Here is a 15490-nt window from a genome sequence, read left to right as displayed (position 1 = left end):
GCTTCATGGCGGACAAGGACTCGGCAACCATCAAGCGCGACACGAGCTCCGCGCTGCGCGGCGGCCCGGCCGCCCTCACCTCCCGGCAGCGGCAGGTGCTTGTCCGGCTGCTGCGGGTGGCCTACCCGCACGACAGCTTCCCCGACGGCCCCTACGAGCGCACCGCGGACGCCGTGGTCGAGGCCACCGCCGACGACCGGCGCCTCGCCGCCACCCTCGGTCCCGACCTGGACATGCTGGACACCATCTGCGGCGGTGACTTCCTCGGGGCACCGGACGAGGAGGCGACCCTCATCCTGCGCGAGTATGCCGACGAGCCCTACTTCCGGCAGATCCGCGGCGTGGCCGTCGTCGCGCTCTACGACGACCGCGAGGTCTGGGACCTGCTCGGCTACGAGGGCCCGAGCTTCGACCAGGGCGGTTACCTGCACCGGGGCTTCGACGACCTGGACTGGCTGCCCGACCCGCGGATCACCGAGTTCGACGGCGAGCCACGCACCGAGATGCGCACCCCCGAGGAGGACTCCCGATGACCACCCACGGCAAGCCCATCCCCCAGGACGAGCCGGTCGTCGTCGTCATCGGATCCGGCGCCGGTGGCGGCACGGTCGCCCACGAGCTGGCGGCGCAGGGCGTCAAGGTCGTCGTCCTCGAGGCCGGGCCCTACCTCACCGCGGACGACTACACCAACGACGAGTGGCCGGCCTTCAACCAGATGGCCTGGCTGGACATGCGGACCACGTCCGGGTCGTACCGCGTGGCGCGGGACTTCCCCAACCTGCCGGCCTGGATCGTCAAGGCGGTCGGCGGGACCACGACTCACTGGGCCGGCGCGACGCCGCGCTTCATGGCGCACGAGTTCGCGGCGCGGAGCACCTACGGCGAGGTCGAGGGGGCGAACCTGCTGGACTGGCCGGTCACGCTCGAGGAGATGGAGCCGTGGTACGACCGGGCCGAGAAGGCCATGGGCTCCTCGCACCGGCACGGGCGGCCGCCGCTGCCGGCGAACAACAACTACAAGGTCTTCGCGAACGGTGCCGAGCGTGCCGGCTACACGTACTACGCCACCGGCCCCTACGCCACCAACGCCGAGCCCTACGACGGCCGCCCTGCCACGGTGCAGGACGGCTTCAACTTCCAGGGCGACAAGTCCGGCGCCAAGTGGTCCACCCTCGTCCGGGAGATCCCGCGGGCCCTGGAGTCCGGCAACGCCGAGCTGCGCCCGCTGTCCCAGGCGGTCCGCATCACCCACGGCCCGGACGGGCGGGTCGACGCGGTGGAGTACCTCGACGCCGACGGCAACCTGCACCGGCAGGCGACGCGGGCGGTGTGCGTCGCCGGCAACTCCATCGAGACGCCCCGGCTGTTGCTCATGAGCGACTCCCCCTCGCACCCGGACGGCCTGGCCAACTCCTCCGGCCAGGTGGGCCGCAACTACATGCGGCACCTGACCGGCTCGGCGTACGCCCGCTTCGAGCAGCCGGTGCGGATGTATCGCGGCGAGACGATGGCCGGCATCATCGCCGACGAGGCGGTCCACGACCCCTCCCGCGGCTTCGTCGGCGGCTACTACATGGAGACCCTGTCGCTCGGCCCGGCCTTCCTGGCCAGCTTCGTCGAGCCCGGCAGCTGGGGACGCGAGTTCACCCGGCTCATGGACGCCTACGCCCACACGGCGGGTATGTGGCTGGTCGGCGAGGACATGCCGCAGGAGTCCAACCGCATCACGCTGGACCCCGACGTCAAGGACCAGTGGGGCCTCCCCGCACCGCACGTCCACTTCGACGACCATCCGAACGACATCGCGATGCGGCGGCACGCCTACCGCGCCGCCGACACGATTTACCGGGCCGCCGGCGCCCTCGGGGTGCACCACACGCCGCCCTACCCGGCGACGCACAACCTGGGCAGCTGCCGCATGGCCGCCGACCCGGCGGACGGACCGCTCAACGGCTGGGGTCAGGCGCACGACGTGCCCAACCTCTTCGTCTCCGACGGCTCCGTGATGACCACCGGCGGCGCGGCCAACCCGACGCTGACCATCGTGGCGCTCGCGATGCGGCAGGCGGACCACCTCTGCGAGCTGCTCCGCACCGGGGAGCTCTGAGGACGCTCATCGGCCCGTGACGACAGCGGCGCCCCGTCGGCCCGAGGGCTGACGGGGCGCCGAGGTGCGGTATGCCGGTGCTCGCCTCAGACGCTCACCAGCGAGCGCAGGACGTACTGCAGGATGCCGTCGTTACGGTAGTAGTCGGCCTCGCCCGGGGTGTCGATGCGGACCACGGCGTCGAACTCGACGGTGCGGCCGCCGTCCTTGGTCGCGGCGACCTGGACCGTCTTCGGCGTGGACCCGTCGTTGAGCGCGGTGACGCCGCTGATGTCGAAGGTCTCGGTGCCGTCCAGACCCAGGCTCTCCGCGGTCTCGCCCTGCGGGAACTGCAGCGGCAGCACGCCCATCCCGATGAGGTTGGACCGGTGGATGCGCTCGTAGGACTCGGCGATGACCGCCTTGACCCCGAGCAGACGCGTGCCCTTGGCGGCCCAGTCGCGCGAGGACCCGGAGCCGTACTCCTTGCCGGCGAGGACGACGAGCGGGATGTCCTGCTCGGCGTAGGCCTGGGCGGCGTCGTAGATCGTCGTCTGCTCGCCGCCGTGGGTGAAGTCACGGGTGAATCCACCCTCGACGCCGTCCAGCAGCTGGTTGCGCAGCCGGATGTTGGCGAAGGTGCCGCGGATCATGACCTCGTGGTTGCCGCGCCGCGAGCCGTAGGAGTTGAAGTCCTTGCGGTCGATGCCGTGCTCGGAGAGGTACTTCCCCGCCGGGCTGTCGGCCTTGATCGACCCGGCCGGGCTGATGTGGTCCGTGGTGACCGAGTCACCGAGCAGCGCCAGCACCCGCGCCCCCGCGATGTCCTCCACGGGCTCGGGCTCGGCGCCCATGCCCTCGAAGTACGGCGGCTTGCGCACGTAGGTCGACTCGTCGGCCCACTCGAAGGTGTCACCGTCCGGGGTGGACAGACCGCGCCAGCGCTCGTCACCGGCGAAGACGTCGCTGTAGTCCTCGGTGAACATGTCGCGGCTGATGGACTGCGAGATGGTCCGCTCCACGTCCTCCGGCGCCGGCCAGATGTCCTTGAGGAAGACGTCCTCGCCGTCCGTGTCCTGGCCCAGCGGCTCGCTGTCGAAGTCGAAGTCCATGGTCCCGGCGAGGGCGTAGGCGATGACCAGCGGCGGGGACGCGAGGTAGTTCATCTTCACGTCCGGGTTGATCCGGCCCTCGAAGTTGCGGTTGCCCGAGAGCACCGAGGTGACCGCGAGGTCGTTGTCGTTGATCGCCTGGCTGATCTCCTCCACCAGCGGCCCGGAGTTGCCGATGCACGTGGTGCAGCCGTAGCCGACGAGGTGGAAGCCGAGCTGCTCGAGGTAGGGCCACATGCCGGCCTTCTCGAAGTACCCGGTCACCACCTTGGAGCCGGGGGCCATGGAGGTCTTGACCCACGGGGCGACCGTCAGACCCTTGTCCACGGCGTTCTTGGCCAGCATCGCCGCGGCCATCATCACCGAGGGGTTGGACGTGTTGGTGCAGGAGGTGATCGAGGCGATCGCGACGATGCCGTGGTCGATCTCGACGGTCTCCCCGTCCATCGTCACCTGGACCGGCTTGGAGGCGCGGCGGGTGTCGCCGTCCTTGGCCCGGCCCGAGCGCACCGGACGGTCCGCCTCGACGCCGGCGTCGCTGGCGTCGTGCGAGGGCGCGTCCGAGGCCGGGAAGGTGTCCTCCAGCTCGTGGTCCACCCCGGTGAGCTGGGTCGGCGTGGCGTAGTTCTCCAGGTCGCGGCAGAACTGCTCCTTGGCCCGGGACACCTCGATGCGGTCCTGGGGGCGCTTGGGCCCGGCGATGGAGGGGACGACGGTCGACAGGTCCAGCTCGAGGTACTCGCTGTAGCGGGCCTCGGCGTTGCCGGTCGGCTCGAGCCACATCCCCTGCTCCTTGGCGTAGGCCTCCACCAGGGCGACCTGCTCGTCGGGGCGGCCGGTGAGCCGCAGGTACTCGAGGGTGACCTCGTCGATCGGGAAGATCGCGCAGGTGGAGCCGAACTCCGGGCTCATGTTGCCGATGGTGGCCCGGTTGGCCAGCGGCACCGAGCTCACGCCGTCGCCGTAGAACTCGACGAACTTGCCGACCACGCCGTGGTCGCGCAGCTGCTCGGTGATGGTCAGCACCACGTCGGTGGCAGTGGCCCCGGGCGCGACCGAGCCGGTGAGCTTGAAGCCGACGACGCGCGGGATGAGCATCGAGACCGGCTGGCCCAGCATGGCCGCCTCGGCCTCGATGCCGCCGACGCCCCACCCGAGCACGCCCAGGCCGTTGACCATGGTGGTGTGGGAGTCGGTGCCCACGCACGTGTCGGGGTATGCCTGCAGCGCGCCGCCCTCCCCCGACTCACGGGTCATGACGGTGCGGGCCAGGTGCTCGATGTTGACCTGGTGGACGATGCCGGTGCCGGGCGGCACGACCTTGAAGTCCTCGAAGGCCGTCTGCCCCCAGCGCAGGAACTGGTAGCGCTCCTCGTTGCGCTCGTACTCGATCTCCACGTTGCGCTCGAAGGCGTCGGGGCGGCCGAAGACGTCGATGATGACCGAGTGGTCGATGACGAGCTCGGCCGGGGCGAGCGGGTTGATCTTGGTCGGGTCGCCGCCGAGGTCGCCCATGGCCTCGCGCATCGTGGCCAGGTCGACGATGCACGGCACGCCGGTGAAGTCCTGCATGATGACGCGCGCGGGGGTGAACTGGATCTCGGTGTCCGGCTCCGCGTCGGCGTCCCACCCCGCGAGGGCGTTGATGTGGTCGGCGGTGATGTTGGCGCCGTCCTCGGTGCGCAGGAGGTTCTCCAGGAGCACCTTGAGGGAGTAGGGCAGGGTGTCGGCGCCCTCCAGCCCACCGATCCGGTAGATCTCGTAGCTGGCGTCGCCCACCTCCAGCGTGCCCTTGGCCCCGAAACTGTTCGGATTGGTGCTCAACGTGATCGCTCCTTCGCTGGCTGGCTATTTATCTTGACATCAAGATATCTCACCGCGGGTGCGTGACGCAACGAGACGCGCCGCGCCCGGTGCTCCCATCCTGCCCCACCACCCGCCGCTACGTCAGGTGGGGCAAGGGCTCAGGACAACCCGTGCCGGCTGAGCGGCCCGACGAGCTCGCGCTCCTCGTAGGCCAGGTGCGACAGCAGGGTGTCGGTGAGCAGGTCGAGGGAGGACTGCACGCCCTGGAGGACCTCCTCGCCGGCCCGTCCGGTGCCGTCCTCGGCCACCAGCCGCACCAGCGCCCGGTCGAACTGCTCGAGCACGTCGTGGATGACGACGTGCTCCTCCTCCAGCCGGTCGAGCACCGCCTCCAGGCCGGGCTCGGCCCGGCGCAGGTGCGGGAAGACGCTGCGGTCCTCCAGCGTGTGGTGCCCGGTGACGATCCGGCAGTAGGACTCGCAGTAGGCGCCCAGGGTCCAGTTGTTCTGCCGCATCGTCATGGTGTTGACCACCGAGCGGGCCGCCCCGACGGTGAGGTGGCCGCGGCGCACCTGGTCGAGGACGTCGCGCACCTGGGCGAGCTCGCCGCGAAGCCCGTCGTGGATGTCCTTGAGGTGCTGGGCCTGCTCCGGGTGCGGGCCCGGCGCACCGTCCGGGGCGACCGGGCGGCTCGGCTCGTCCCAGGGCATCGTCGGCGAGAGCCGGCGCCCGTCGTCCGGCGTCGGCTCGACGGTATGCCGTCCGCTCCCCCGGCCCTCGTCGGCGCGCCCGGGCAGCACCACCCCCGTCGGCGCCTCCTGGGACGTCCTCGCGGTCCCCGTCGGCGTCTCCTGGGACGTCGTCGCAGCCCCCGCCGGCGCCTCCTGGGACGTCGTCGCAGCCCCCGCCGGCGTCTCCTGGCGCGCCGTCGCCCTCCGCGCCCGCTCGGCCTCCACCAGCTCCCGGGTCGCCGGGGCCACCTCGGCGGCGAACCGGCGCACCACGTCGGCGTCGTCGGTGCCGAGGACGTAGCTGCTCATCCCCACGGTCAGCGTGAGCTCGGCCAGCTGCTCGGCCCACTGGGCCGGGGTGCCGCGGAGGAACCCGCCGCCGGTGCCGAAGCGCCCGGTGATGTTGTAGATCCGCCGCACCGCCCCCGGCGGGCGCCCGGCCGCCAGCGCCGCCTCGTCCACCACCGCCGCGAGCGCGGGGAGGTCGGGCGGGTCGGCATACCCCATGCTCGGGACCCAGGCGTCGGCGACCCGACCGGTGAGCCGCAGCATGCGCGGCTTGTAGGCCCCCAGCCAGACGGGGATGTCGTGGGCGGGGGCGGGGCCGGCGTGCAGGCCCTGCGCCTGGTAGTGCTCGCCGCGGAAGCGCAGCGTGCCGCCGGCCCAGAAGGCCCGGATGAGCTCCACCGCCTCGGCGAGCGCGTCGACCGCCTCCCCCGGCGTGCGGCGTGGGCCGCCCGCGGCCACGACCCCGTCCCAGAAGGCGCCGGCGCCGAGGCCCAGCTCGACCCGCCCGTCGGTGAGCAGGTCCAGCGAGGCCGCCGCCTTGGCCAGCACCACCGGCGGTCGCAGCGGCAGGCTGGCCACGTTCGGCGCCAACCGGATCGTCGTCGTCCGGGCACCGAGGACCGACAGCAGCGTCCAGGTGTCGAGGAAGCCGTCCTGGTAGGGGTGGTCCTGGACGGAGACGAGGTCCAGACCCTCGACCTCGGCGACCTGCACGAGCCCGAGGAGCTCCGGTATGCGGGTGGCCGCCGGCGTCGGGAAGACCCCGAACTCCAGCTGCTGGTCCAGGTCGGGCACGCGATCCTCCGTCAGGCCGTGGTCGGGGTCGAGACGGGGCGCAGCAGCGCCAGGCACTCGACGTGGTGGGTCATGGGGAAGGCGTCGAGCACCCGGAGCGCGGCGAGCTCCAGGCCCTCCTCGCGCGCGGTCGCGAGGTCGCGGGCGAGCGCGGCGGGGTCGCAGGCGACGTAGACCACGGCCCGCGGTCGCAGCGCCGCGAGGGCGCGCACCACCTCGGCCCCGGCGCCGCTGCGGGGCGGGTCGAGGACGACGACGTCGGCCGACCCGTCGGAGGCGACGAGCCCGGTCAGCGCCTCCTCGGTCGGCCCGGCGTGGGCCCGCGCCCACGGGAAGGGCTCCAGGTGCCGCCCCGCGGCGTCCGCCGCGGACGCGTCGGCCTCCACGGCCAGCACCTCGCCCGAGGCTCCCACGGCCTCGGCGAGCGGCACGGCGAAGAGCCCGACTCCGGCATACAGGTCCAGCGCCCGCTCCCCCGGCCGCGGGTCGAGCCAGCGCAGCACCTGCGCGGTGAACTCCGGCGCCGCGCCGGGGTGCACCTGCCAGAAGCCGCGCGCCGAGAGGTGGAACTCGTGCCCCTGGACCGTCTCGGTGACCTCGGGCACCGGGCCGAGCGCCTCGGGGGTGCGGCGCGAGCCGCGTCGGGAGGGGCGCCGGCGGCCCCGGCGGCGGGGCGGGTCGCCCGGCACGACGAGCGGCACCACGACCGGGTCGCCGGTCCCGGGCGCGACCACGTCGAGGGCGCTGACCTCCGGGGTCGCCCGCCCGTGCCGGACGGGCACCCGGGCCGCGTCCACGAGCGCCTGCGGGTCCTCGAACACCCCCGTCCGCACCACGCCCGGCGCGGCGATGAGGCAGTCGTCGACCGGCACCACCCGGTGCGAGCGGTGAGCCCGCAGACCGGCGGCGACCCCGTCCCCCTCCTGCCGGGGGGCGAGCGACACCTCCACCCGCGTGCGCCAGCGCAGGCCGTCCTGGTCGCCGGGCAGGGGCTCGCAGTCGAGACCCTCCGGCCCGGTGACCCGGGCCAGCTCCTCCTCCGTGCAGCCCCCGACCCGGGTCAGCTGCTCGCGCACGACCGCCGCCTTGAGCCGCCGCTGGGCGGCGAGGTCGGCGTGCTGCCAGTCGCACCCGCCGCAGCGGCCGGGGCCGGCGAAGGGGCACGGCGGCGTCACCCGGTCCGGCGAGGCCTCCTGGACCTCGACGGCGTCGGCGCGCAGGAAGCGTCCCCCGCCCCCGCTGCCGGTGACGACGGCACGCACACGCTCCCCGGGCAGCGCGTGCCGGACGAAGACGACCTGGCCGTGCGGGGTGTCGCCCACCCGGGCGACGCAGTGCCCGCCGTGCGCGACGGGACCGACGTGCAGCTCGAGCACGTCCCCGTCCCCGGGGGTCGTGCCCGGGGCGGGCGCGGGCATCTCAGCGACCCTGGCTCGGGTCGATCGCCGCGGTGCCGCTCGCCTCGTCCTGGGGCTGCGCGGCGGTGCGGCCGGTCGCCAGGATCCAGCCCATGACGACCACGGCCAGCAGGTAGGCCGGCCAGCTCAGCGCGATCTTGGTGATGCCCAGCCAGGCCACCTCCCCGGCGAGGTAGAGCGGGAGCATGACGGCGACGCGCACCGCGAAGAGCGCCACGAGGACCCACGTGAGCCGGGCGCACACGGCCACCAGGCCGGGGTCGCGGCGCCAGGCGCCCGGACGCTCGGCGAACTCCGGGTCGCCCACGGCCACGAGGAAGCCGACCAGCGGCCACCGCAGGGCGATGCTCAGCAGGGCCCCGACGCCGTAGAGGGCGCTGGCGAGGATGCCGGGCAGGAAGGCGTCCTGGGCCTCTCCGGAGCGGAGGGCGAAGAAGGCCGCGATGGCGGTGGCGAAGATCGCCGAGCCGAGGAAGCGCCACGACCCACCGACGAACCCGCGGATCACGGTGAGCACGACCAGCAGGGCGGCGGCCGCGACCACCGCCGGCCGCACGGCATCGGTGACCAGCCACGTCGTGACGAAAGCCACCGTGGGGAGCGCGGTCTCGAGCGAGCCGTACCACCCGCCGAGCGCGTCGCCGATCCGCCGACGGATCACCTGCTCGACGGTCTCCTCGGGGGTGGCCACCGCCGGGGGCACCGGGGCCGTGCGGTCCTCGGGGCCCTCGGGCGTGGTGGGAGGGGCCATCAGGTGAAGTCGGGGTTGCGCGGGGCCTGCGGGGCGTCCGTGGGGGCGGGCTCCGGCGCCCGGTGGCGGGGCGGCTCGGCGGCGTCGGTGGCCGCGCCGCCCCCCAGGCCCACCCCGGCGACCGAGGTCGCGTCGGTGGAGCCGCCGGCCGCGGGGGCCTTGCGCAGGGCGTCGGCCGCCGCGGCACGGCGGGCCTGGGCCTGCTGCTCGCGCCGGGCCTCGGCCTCCTTGGCGACCGCCTCGGCGAAGCCCTTCGGCGGGGTCAGCGTCAGCACCTCCCGGGGCGGGCGGGGCTCGTCACCGCGGTCGACGACGATCCGGCGCACGAAGGCGAGGATGCCGCGGGCCTGGTTGTCGTCCGAGGCCGCCGGGCCCCCGACGACGACGCGCAGGAACCACCGCGGCCCGTCGATCCCGAGGAACCGGGCGGGCTGGTAGGCGACGCGGCCGTCCGGCGCGCGCCCGGGCATCCGGGCGCGCAGCTCCTTGCCCATCCGGCCCTCGACGGTCTCGGCCGCCCCGCCGGAGTCGACCAGGCCACGGGCGATCTCGGCGCGCAGCTCGTCCCAGATGCCCTCGGTGCGCGGCGCGGCGAAGACCTGCACCTGGGCCTGCGAGGCACCGAAGCCCAGGGTGGTGCCGATGACCCGCCCCGAGCCCTGCTCGATGTCCAGGCGCATCTGCATGCCCTTGACCGACGGGATGCGCAGGGCCCCCAGGTCGATGCGTCCGTCCAGCTCGCGCCACTCCGAGATGTCGTAGGGGCCGTCCTCGGGCCGCACCCAGTCGCGGTCCACCCCGGGCTCGCCCTCGGCGGGCTCGGGACGCACGGCGGCCTCGTCGCCGTCCTCGAGGTCGAGCAGCTCCTCGTCGCTGAGGCGGTTGGTCTTGCGTCGGCCAAAGAGTGCCACTGGTGGCTCAGTCCTTCAGGGTCGGCCCGGCCGCGGCCGGGAGGGAGGTGGAGGTGCCGGTGTGCCCGTGCCCGCCGGCTCCGCGCGGGGAGTCGTCCAGGTCGTCGACCACCGTGAAGACGGGGCGGACGACCTGCTGGACCACGAGCTGGGCGACGCGGTCGCCCCGGCGCAGCCGCACCGGCTCCTGCGGGTCGGTGTTGAGCAGGTTGACGAGGATCTCCCCGCGGTAGCCCGAGTCCACCGTCCCGGGGGCGTTGACGATGGTCAGGCCGTGCCGGGCCGCCAGCCCGGAGCGGGGGTGCACGAAGGCGGCATACCCCTCCGGGAGCGCCACGGCGACCCCCGTGCCCACCAGCACCCGCTCGCCCGGCCCGACCTGCACGTCCTCGCGGAGGTGCAGGTCGACGCCGGCGTCGCCAGGACGGGCCTGGACGGGGACCGGGAGGTCCGGGTCCAGGCGGCGCAGGGCGACGTCGACGGTCTGGGGCTCGGGCTGCATCGTCACCGAGGGTAGTCCCCGGCCCGGGCCCGCACCGACGTCGGCGGGCGCACGGGGCTCAGGCCGCGCACTCGGTGCAGACCGGCAGACCACCGACCTCCTTGGCCAGCTGGCTGCGGTGGTGCACCAGGAAGCAGCGGGAGCAGGTGAACTCGTCCTGCTGCCGGGGCAGCACGTGCACCGACAGCTCCTCGTTGGACAGGTCCGCCCCCGGGAGCTCGAATCCCTCGGCCTGCTCGGTCTCGTCGACGTCGACGCTGCCCGAGGACTTGTCGTTGCGTCGAGCCTTCAGCTCCTCGATCGAGTCCTCGTTGAGCTCGTCGTCGTTCTTGCGTGGGGCGTCGTAATCGGTCGCCATCTCGCCTCTTTCACCTCTGCGGTCTCTCTCGTCGTGCGTGAACGCCGCGGCCTGCGATTTTGTGCCCGCAGCGACGTGGCGCTCGCACTTGTCGCGCGGGATTCTGCCCTATCGCCGCTCGCCGCCGTGCAGGGGTATGCCGTCAGTGCGGGTCCGCGCTGGTCAGGCGGGCGACCTCGGCGCGCAGGAGCGGCTGCAGCACCGGGTTCGCGGCGACGACCAGGTCGGTGGACGGAGGGCTGCCCGGCGTCGCGCCCGAGGCCACCCCGCCCGCCTCGCCGAGGATGACGAGGCCGGCGGCGACGTCCCAGGGGTGGGTGCAGCGCTCGAAGTAGCCGTCCACCCGCCCGGCCGCCACGTGGCACAGGTCGAGGGCGGCCGCGCCCATGCGGCGGATGTCGCGCACCCGGGGCAGCAGGTCGGCCACCACGGCCGACTGCCGCCGGCGCACCTCCCGGTCGTACGAGAAGCCGGTCGCCAGCAGGGCGCTGTCCAGCGACGTCTGCCCGGCGACCTCGAGCGACCGGGTCCGTCCCCGTGAGGTGAGCCGGGCGCCGCCGCCGAGGTGGCCGTGGAAGACCTCGTCGGTGCGCGGGTTGACGACCGCGCCGGCGACGGGGGCCCAGGCGCCCGGGGTGGTCGGGTCCCCCACGACCACGGCGACGGACACGGCATACGCGGGCAGGTCGTAGAGGTAGTTGACGGTGCCGTCGATGGGGTCGACGACCCAGCTGAGCCCGGACGTGCCCTCGGTCAGCCCGTCCTCCTCGCCCAGGATGCCGTCGTCGGGGCGGGCCGCGGCCAGCCGCTCGCGCAGCAGCGTCTCGGCGCGGGTGTCCATCTCGGTGACGACGTCGAGGTCCGTGCTCTTGGTGTGGGCGACGCCCAGCCCGTCCGGCCGCTCGTCGCGGATGAGCGCGCCGGCCTCGCCGACCAGGGCCACCGCGAGCTCCTCCAGGGCGGCCCGCTCGTCGGGGCCGACCACGTCCGTGTCCGCGCCGGCCGCGTCCGGCATCAGTCGCTCCCGCAGGCGGCGGGCTTGGCGACCCGGAGGTTGGGGCAGCAGCCCGGCCGGCAGATCGCCGGTCGCACCTCGCCACCGGGCCAGGTGGGGGTCGTCACGTCCTCGCCCCGGGCCTGCGCCGCCCGCTCCAGGGCGAGGTCGACCAGGCCCATGACGAACTCGGTGTCCGTCCCGACCGTGGGCACCCGCAGCAGGTCCAGACCCAGCTCCTCGGCGGTCTCGGCCGCCTCGGTGTCGAGGTCGAAGACGACCTCCATGTGGTCGGACACGAAGCCGATCGGCGCCAGGACGACGCTCTCGACGCCGCGCTCCTTGAGCACCCGGAGGTGGTCGTTGACGTCCGGCTCGAGCCAGGGCTGGCTGGGCGGGCCCGAGCGCGAGCAGTAGGTCAGGTCGTGCTCGACCTCGGTGCCGAGCGTCGCGGCGGTCTCCGCGGCGATGGCGGCGGCGAGCTCGAGGTGCTGGCGGGAGTAGAGGTTGCCCTCGTCGTCCCCCGGGCCGGACGTGTCGTCCATGGCGACCGGCAGCGAGTGCGTGACGAAGACGAGGTGGGGCACGACACCGGTCGCCTCGTAGCGCTGGCGGGCGGCCTCGCCGACGATGCGGGCGTTGGCCCCGGAGAAGCCGGGGTGGTTCCAGTACTGCCGCACCTTGTCGACGTGCACCTCCTTGCCCTCCTCGCGCAGCTCGAGCTGGGCGGCGGCGATGTCCTCTCGGTACTGCCGGCAGGAGGAGTAGCAGGAGTAGGCGCTCGTCGTCACCGACAGCAGGCGGGTCATGCCCTCGGTGTGCGCCTCCCGGAAGGCGTCGGCGAGGAACGGCTCGGAGTTGCGGTTGCCGAAGAGCACCGGGATCGTCAGCTCGCGACGGGCGAGCTCGGCGCGGATGGCCTCGATGAGGTCACGGTTCTGGTCGTTGATCGGGCTCCGGCCGCCGAAGTGCAGGTAGTGCTCGGCGACCTCCTCCAGCCGCTCGTCGGGGATGCCCCGGCCGCCGGTCACCCGACGCAGGAACGGCATGACCTCCTCCGGGGCCTCGGGCCCGCCGAAGGAGGTGAGGACGAGGGCCTGGTAGGGGAACAGGTCGCTCTCCTCGGTCTCCTCCAGCGTCTCCTCGAGCTCGGCCATCACCTCGTCGGTGGCGGCCGGGTCGATCCCGCCGTCGGCAGCAGCGGCGCCGGGGGCCGACGCGACGGCGGGGTCGGCGGGGTCGGTGGGGTCGGCGAGCGGGTTGCTCATGCGGCTTCTCCTCGGGAGGGGATGGGGGTCGGGGCGTGCAGGTCGAAGACGATCGCGGCCACGCGGATGCCGAGCACCAGCAGCAGCGTGGCCCAGATGACGAGGTAGGACAACATGCCGAGCTCGGCCGCCACCACGACCACCGCGGCGCCCAGCAGGGCCGGCACGGCATACAGGTCGCGGCGCAGGACCTCGGGCACCTGGCCGACGAGGACGTCGCGGATCATGCCGCCGCCGACCGCCGTGATGCCGCCGACGAAGACCGCGGCGAGCGGGGGCGCGCCGAGCGTGACCGCCTTGAGCGCGCCGGCGACGGCGAAGGTGGCCAGGCCGACGGCGTCGAGGTACTTCACCGACTGGCTGATGCGGTGCAGCCGCAGCTTGGGGCGGTGGCGGGAGAGGTCGACGAAGACGCCGTGGAAGGCGAAGACGACGAGGCCGGCCGCGAGGACGGTGACGACGTACCAGGGGTTGCTGATGCCGTCCGGGGGCACATCGCCGAGGAAGACGTCACGGATGATGCCGCCGCCCAGGCCGCTGACCCAGGCCAGGACGGCGACGCCGAAGAGGTCGAGGCGGGCGCGCACGGCCACCAGCCCGCCGGACAGCGCGAAGACGAAGATGCCGACGAGGTCGAGGGCGAGACGCACATCGGCGGAGGCGGCGATCATGACCCGTTCAGGGTATCTCGCGCGGCGTGCCCTCCCTCGTGCGGTCCTGGCGGGGTGGCAGAGTGGTCGACCATGCAGCAGCTCCAGTTCGTCGAGCTCGACGAGGGTGGTCGCCTGGTCCTCACCGGCGACGACGGGACGCAGTATGCCGTCCGGGTCGACGACCGCCTGCGCGCCGCCCTGCGACCGCGGCCACGGCAGGCGGAGGGCGGCAGCCAGGGCGCCCGCTCGGTCAGCCCGCGCGACGTGCAGGCGATGATCCGGGCCGGTCAGCCGGCCGAGGACGTCGCCGCCTCCACCGGGTGGGAGCTGGAGCGGGTGCGCCGCTTCGAGGGACCGGTCGTCGCCGAGCGCGAGCACGTCGTGGGCCTGGCCCAGCGCGCCCCGGTCCGGGCCAGCGGCCGCACCGACGGGACGCACACCCTGGAGCGCCGGGTGCGCGAGCGGTTGCAGAGCCGCGGCGTGGACCTGACGGCCGTGAGCTGGGACGCCGCGCGGGGCGAGGCGCACGAGCCGTGGACGGTCATCGTGGCGTTCATGGCCGGGGGCCGCGAGCGGCGGGGCGCGTGGCACTACGACGTGCGCTCCCGCTGGGTCGAGGCGCTGGACGACGAGGCACGCTGGCTGAGCGAGGACGAGCAGTCCCTGCCCGGCGGTCTGGCCGGGCACCCGCTCCTCGGGGGCCACCACGGCGAGGACGAGGCGGCCGCCGACCTCATGGCCACGATGCGCGAGCGCCGCCAGCGGCGGGCCAAGGGCCGCCGGGGCGGGGCCCGGCACACCCCGGAGGACCCGAGCCACGTGCCCGGGCAGCAGGAGATGCCGGACGAGGTGCTGCCGCTGGAGGACCTCCCCTACGACCCGACACCATGGGCGACCCCCCGGCCGCGCACCCCCGCGGGTCGGCCCCCGAGGCCGCCGCGCCCGTCGGCCCGGACGAGGACGAGCCGCTCCAGGGCGGCGCCGAGGACGACGCGCCCGACGGTGGCATCTCGGACGCGGCCCAGGACGAGGTGCTCCTGGACCTCGACGCGGACGCGCCGACCGAGGACCCCGCTGCCACCGAGGACCCCGCTGCGGCCGAGGCCGCACCCGCCGAGCCGGAGGTCGCGCCGGAGCCCGTGTCGCCGGAGGAGGCGCAGCGGGCCGTCGGCCGGTCGCCGGGACGACGGCGCCGGAGGCTGCGGCTGCCCTCGCTGGGCGCCGAGGAGCCGCAGGAGTCGGCGGAGTCGGTGGAGTCTGAGGTGTCCTTCGCGCGCACCCGGCACGACCCCCGTGAGGTGACCTTCGACGAGTTCTTCGGGATGGAGGACGAGGACGAGGACTACCCGCCCCAGGGCATCTACACCCGCAGGGTCGCACCGGCCGACGACAGCCTCGACGACGACGACCTTCCCCACGAGGACCTCTCCGACCAGGACGACGCCGCGGCGGACGAGCCGCTGCCGGCGGACGACGTCACGGCCGAGGACACCGACGAGCCCGCCGTGGCCGAGGATGCGGAGGCGGCCGACGAGACCGATGAGGCCGCGGACGACAGCGAGGCCGACGACGCGGACGACAGCGAGGCCGACGAGGCCCCCGACACGTCCACGGTCTCGGACACCGTCGAGACCGACGAGACCGACGAGACCGACGAGAGCGACCAGGCCGACGAGCAGGTCGAGGACGACCCGTCGTCCTCGACCGACGAGCAGGCCTCCAAGGCCTCCGGCCGTAAGGGACGCACGAGCGTGCCGAGCTGGGACGACATCATGTTCGGCTCACGCCCGCCCCGCCGCTGACCTCGGACCGGACAT

Annotated in this window: 14 protein-coding genes; 4 read left to right on the top strand and 10 right to left on the bottom strand. The window is 74.0% G+C overall.

The genetic code is table 11. From position 1 onward, the window contains the following. The first annotated feature begins 5 nt into the window (after positions 1 to 5). Together FHD63_RS06365 and FHD63_RS06360 are read left to right on the top strand one after the other, a co-directional pair. Positions 6 to 533 carry a hypothetical protein gene (locus FHD63_RS06365; RefSeq protein ID WP_238705786.1) on the top strand — a complete coding sequence of 176 codons (528 nt, stop codon included), beginning with the start codon at positions 6 to 8 and terminating at the stop codon, positions 531 to 533. Continuing rightward, positions 530 to 2107 (top strand): GMC family oxidoreductase, encoded by a 1578-nt coding sequence (locus FHD63_RS06360; protein ID WP_139721072.1) that lies wholly within the window; start codon positions 530 to 532, stop codon positions 2105 to 2107. The genes FHD63_RS06365 and FHD63_RS06360 overlap by 4 nt, the downstream gene beginning before the upstream one ends. An 86-nt stretch (positions 2108 to 2193) precedes the next feature. Here the strand turns inward: FHD63_RS06360 and FHD63_RS06355 are convergent, their stop codons facing one another. From FHD63_RS06355 to FHD63_RS06310, 10 genes are all read right to left on the bottom strand, one after another. Beyond that, the gene (locus FHD63_RS06355; protein ID WP_139721070.1) at positions 2194 to 5022 is read right to left on the bottom strand and encodes an aconitate hydratase; all 2829 of its coding nucleotides are present in this window, start codon (positions 5020 to 5022) and stop codon (positions 2194 to 2196) included. Between the two features lie 140 nt (positions 5023 to 5162). After that, on the bottom strand, positions 5163 to 6818 hold the full coding sequence (locus tag FHD63_RS06350) for an LLM class flavin-dependent oxidoreductase (RefSeq protein ID WP_139721068.1): 1656 nt from the start codon (positions 6816 to 6818) through the stop codon (positions 5163 to 5165). An 11-nt stretch (positions 6819 to 6829) separates the two neighbouring features. Further along, positions 6830 to 8236 carry a class I SAM-dependent RNA methyltransferase gene (locus FHD63_RS06345; protein ID WP_139721066.1) on the bottom strand — a complete coding sequence of 469 codons (1407 nt, stop codon included), beginning with the start codon at positions 8234 to 8236 and terminating at the stop codon, positions 6830 to 6832. Between the two features lies 1 nt (position 8237). Then, complete coding sequence (locus tag FHD63_RS06340) at positions 8238 to 8987, bottom strand: DUF3159 domain-containing protein (protein WP_139721064.1); 750 nt, start codon at positions 8985 to 8987, stop codon at positions 8238 to 8240. After that, on the bottom strand, positions 8987 to 9898 hold the full coding sequence (locus FHD63_RS06335) for a DUF3710 domain-containing protein (RefSeq protein WP_139721062.1): 912 nt from the start codon (positions 9896 to 9898) through the stop codon (positions 8987 to 8989). The genes FHD63_RS06340 and FHD63_RS06335 overlap by 1 nt, the downstream gene beginning before the upstream one ends. Positions 9899 to 9905: 7 nt before the next feature. Next, positions 9906 to 10400: a dUTP diphosphatase gene (gene dut / locus FHD63_RS06330; protein ID WP_139721060.1), complete on the bottom strand. Its 495-nt coding sequence runs from the start codon at positions 10398 to 10400 to the stop codon at positions 9906 to 9908. Between the two features lie 58 nt (positions 10401 to 10458). Continuing rightward, a complete protein-coding gene (locus FHD63_RS06325; protein ID WP_139721059.1) occupies positions 10459 to 10758 on the bottom strand; it encodes a DUF4193 domain-containing protein in 300 nt (99 codons plus the stop codon). 142 nt (positions 10759 to 10900) lie between these two features. After that, complete coding sequence (locus FHD63_RS06320; RefSeq protein ID WP_139721057.1) at positions 10901 to 11773, bottom strand: inositol monophosphatase family protein; 873 nt, start codon at positions 11771 to 11773, stop codon at positions 10901 to 10903. Beyond that, the gene (locus FHD63_RS06315; protein WP_139721055.1) at positions 11773 to 13020 is read right to left on the bottom strand and encodes a ferrochelatase; all 1248 of its coding nucleotides are present in this window, start codon (positions 13018 to 13020) and stop codon (positions 11773 to 11775) included. Before FHD63_RS06315 ends, FHD63_RS06320 begins: the two co-directional genes overlap by 1 nt. Further along, complete coding sequence (locus FHD63_RS06310) at positions 13017 to 13691, bottom strand: trimeric intracellular cation channel family protein (RefSeq protein WP_139721054.1); 675 nt, start codon at positions 13689 to 13691, stop codon at positions 13017 to 13019. The genes FHD63_RS06315 and FHD63_RS06310 overlap by 4 nt, the downstream gene beginning before the upstream one ends. A gap of 72 nt (positions 13692 to 13763) precedes the next feature. Here FHD63_RS06310 and sepH (FHD63_RS06305) point away from each other — a divergent pair, with 72 nt between their 5' ends. Both sepH (FHD63_RS06305) and sepH (FHD63_RS06300) read left to right on the top strand, forming a co-directional pair. After that, a complete protein-coding gene (gene sepH / locus FHD63_RS06305) occupies positions 13764 to 14975 on the top strand; it encodes a septation protein SepH (RefSeq protein WP_139721052.1) in 1212 nt (403 codons plus the stop codon). Continuing rightward, positions 14936 to 15475: a septation protein SepH gene (gene sepH, locus FHD63_RS06300; RefSeq protein WP_158296723.1), complete on the top strand. Its 540-nt coding sequence runs from the start codon at positions 14936 to 14938 to the stop codon at positions 15473 to 15475. The genes sepH (FHD63_RS06305) and sepH (FHD63_RS06300) overlap by 40 nt, the downstream gene beginning before the upstream one ends. Positions 15476 to 15490 lie beyond the last annotated feature (15 nt).

The organism is Serinicoccus chungangensis (genome assembly GCF_006337125.1).
GTDB lineage: Bacteria > Actinomycetota > Actinomycetes > Actinomycetales > Dermatophilaceae > Ornithinicoccus > Ornithinicoccus chungangensis.
Note: the sequence above shows the minus strand (reverse complement) of the source record. Positions and strands in the feature narration are given on the sequence as shown.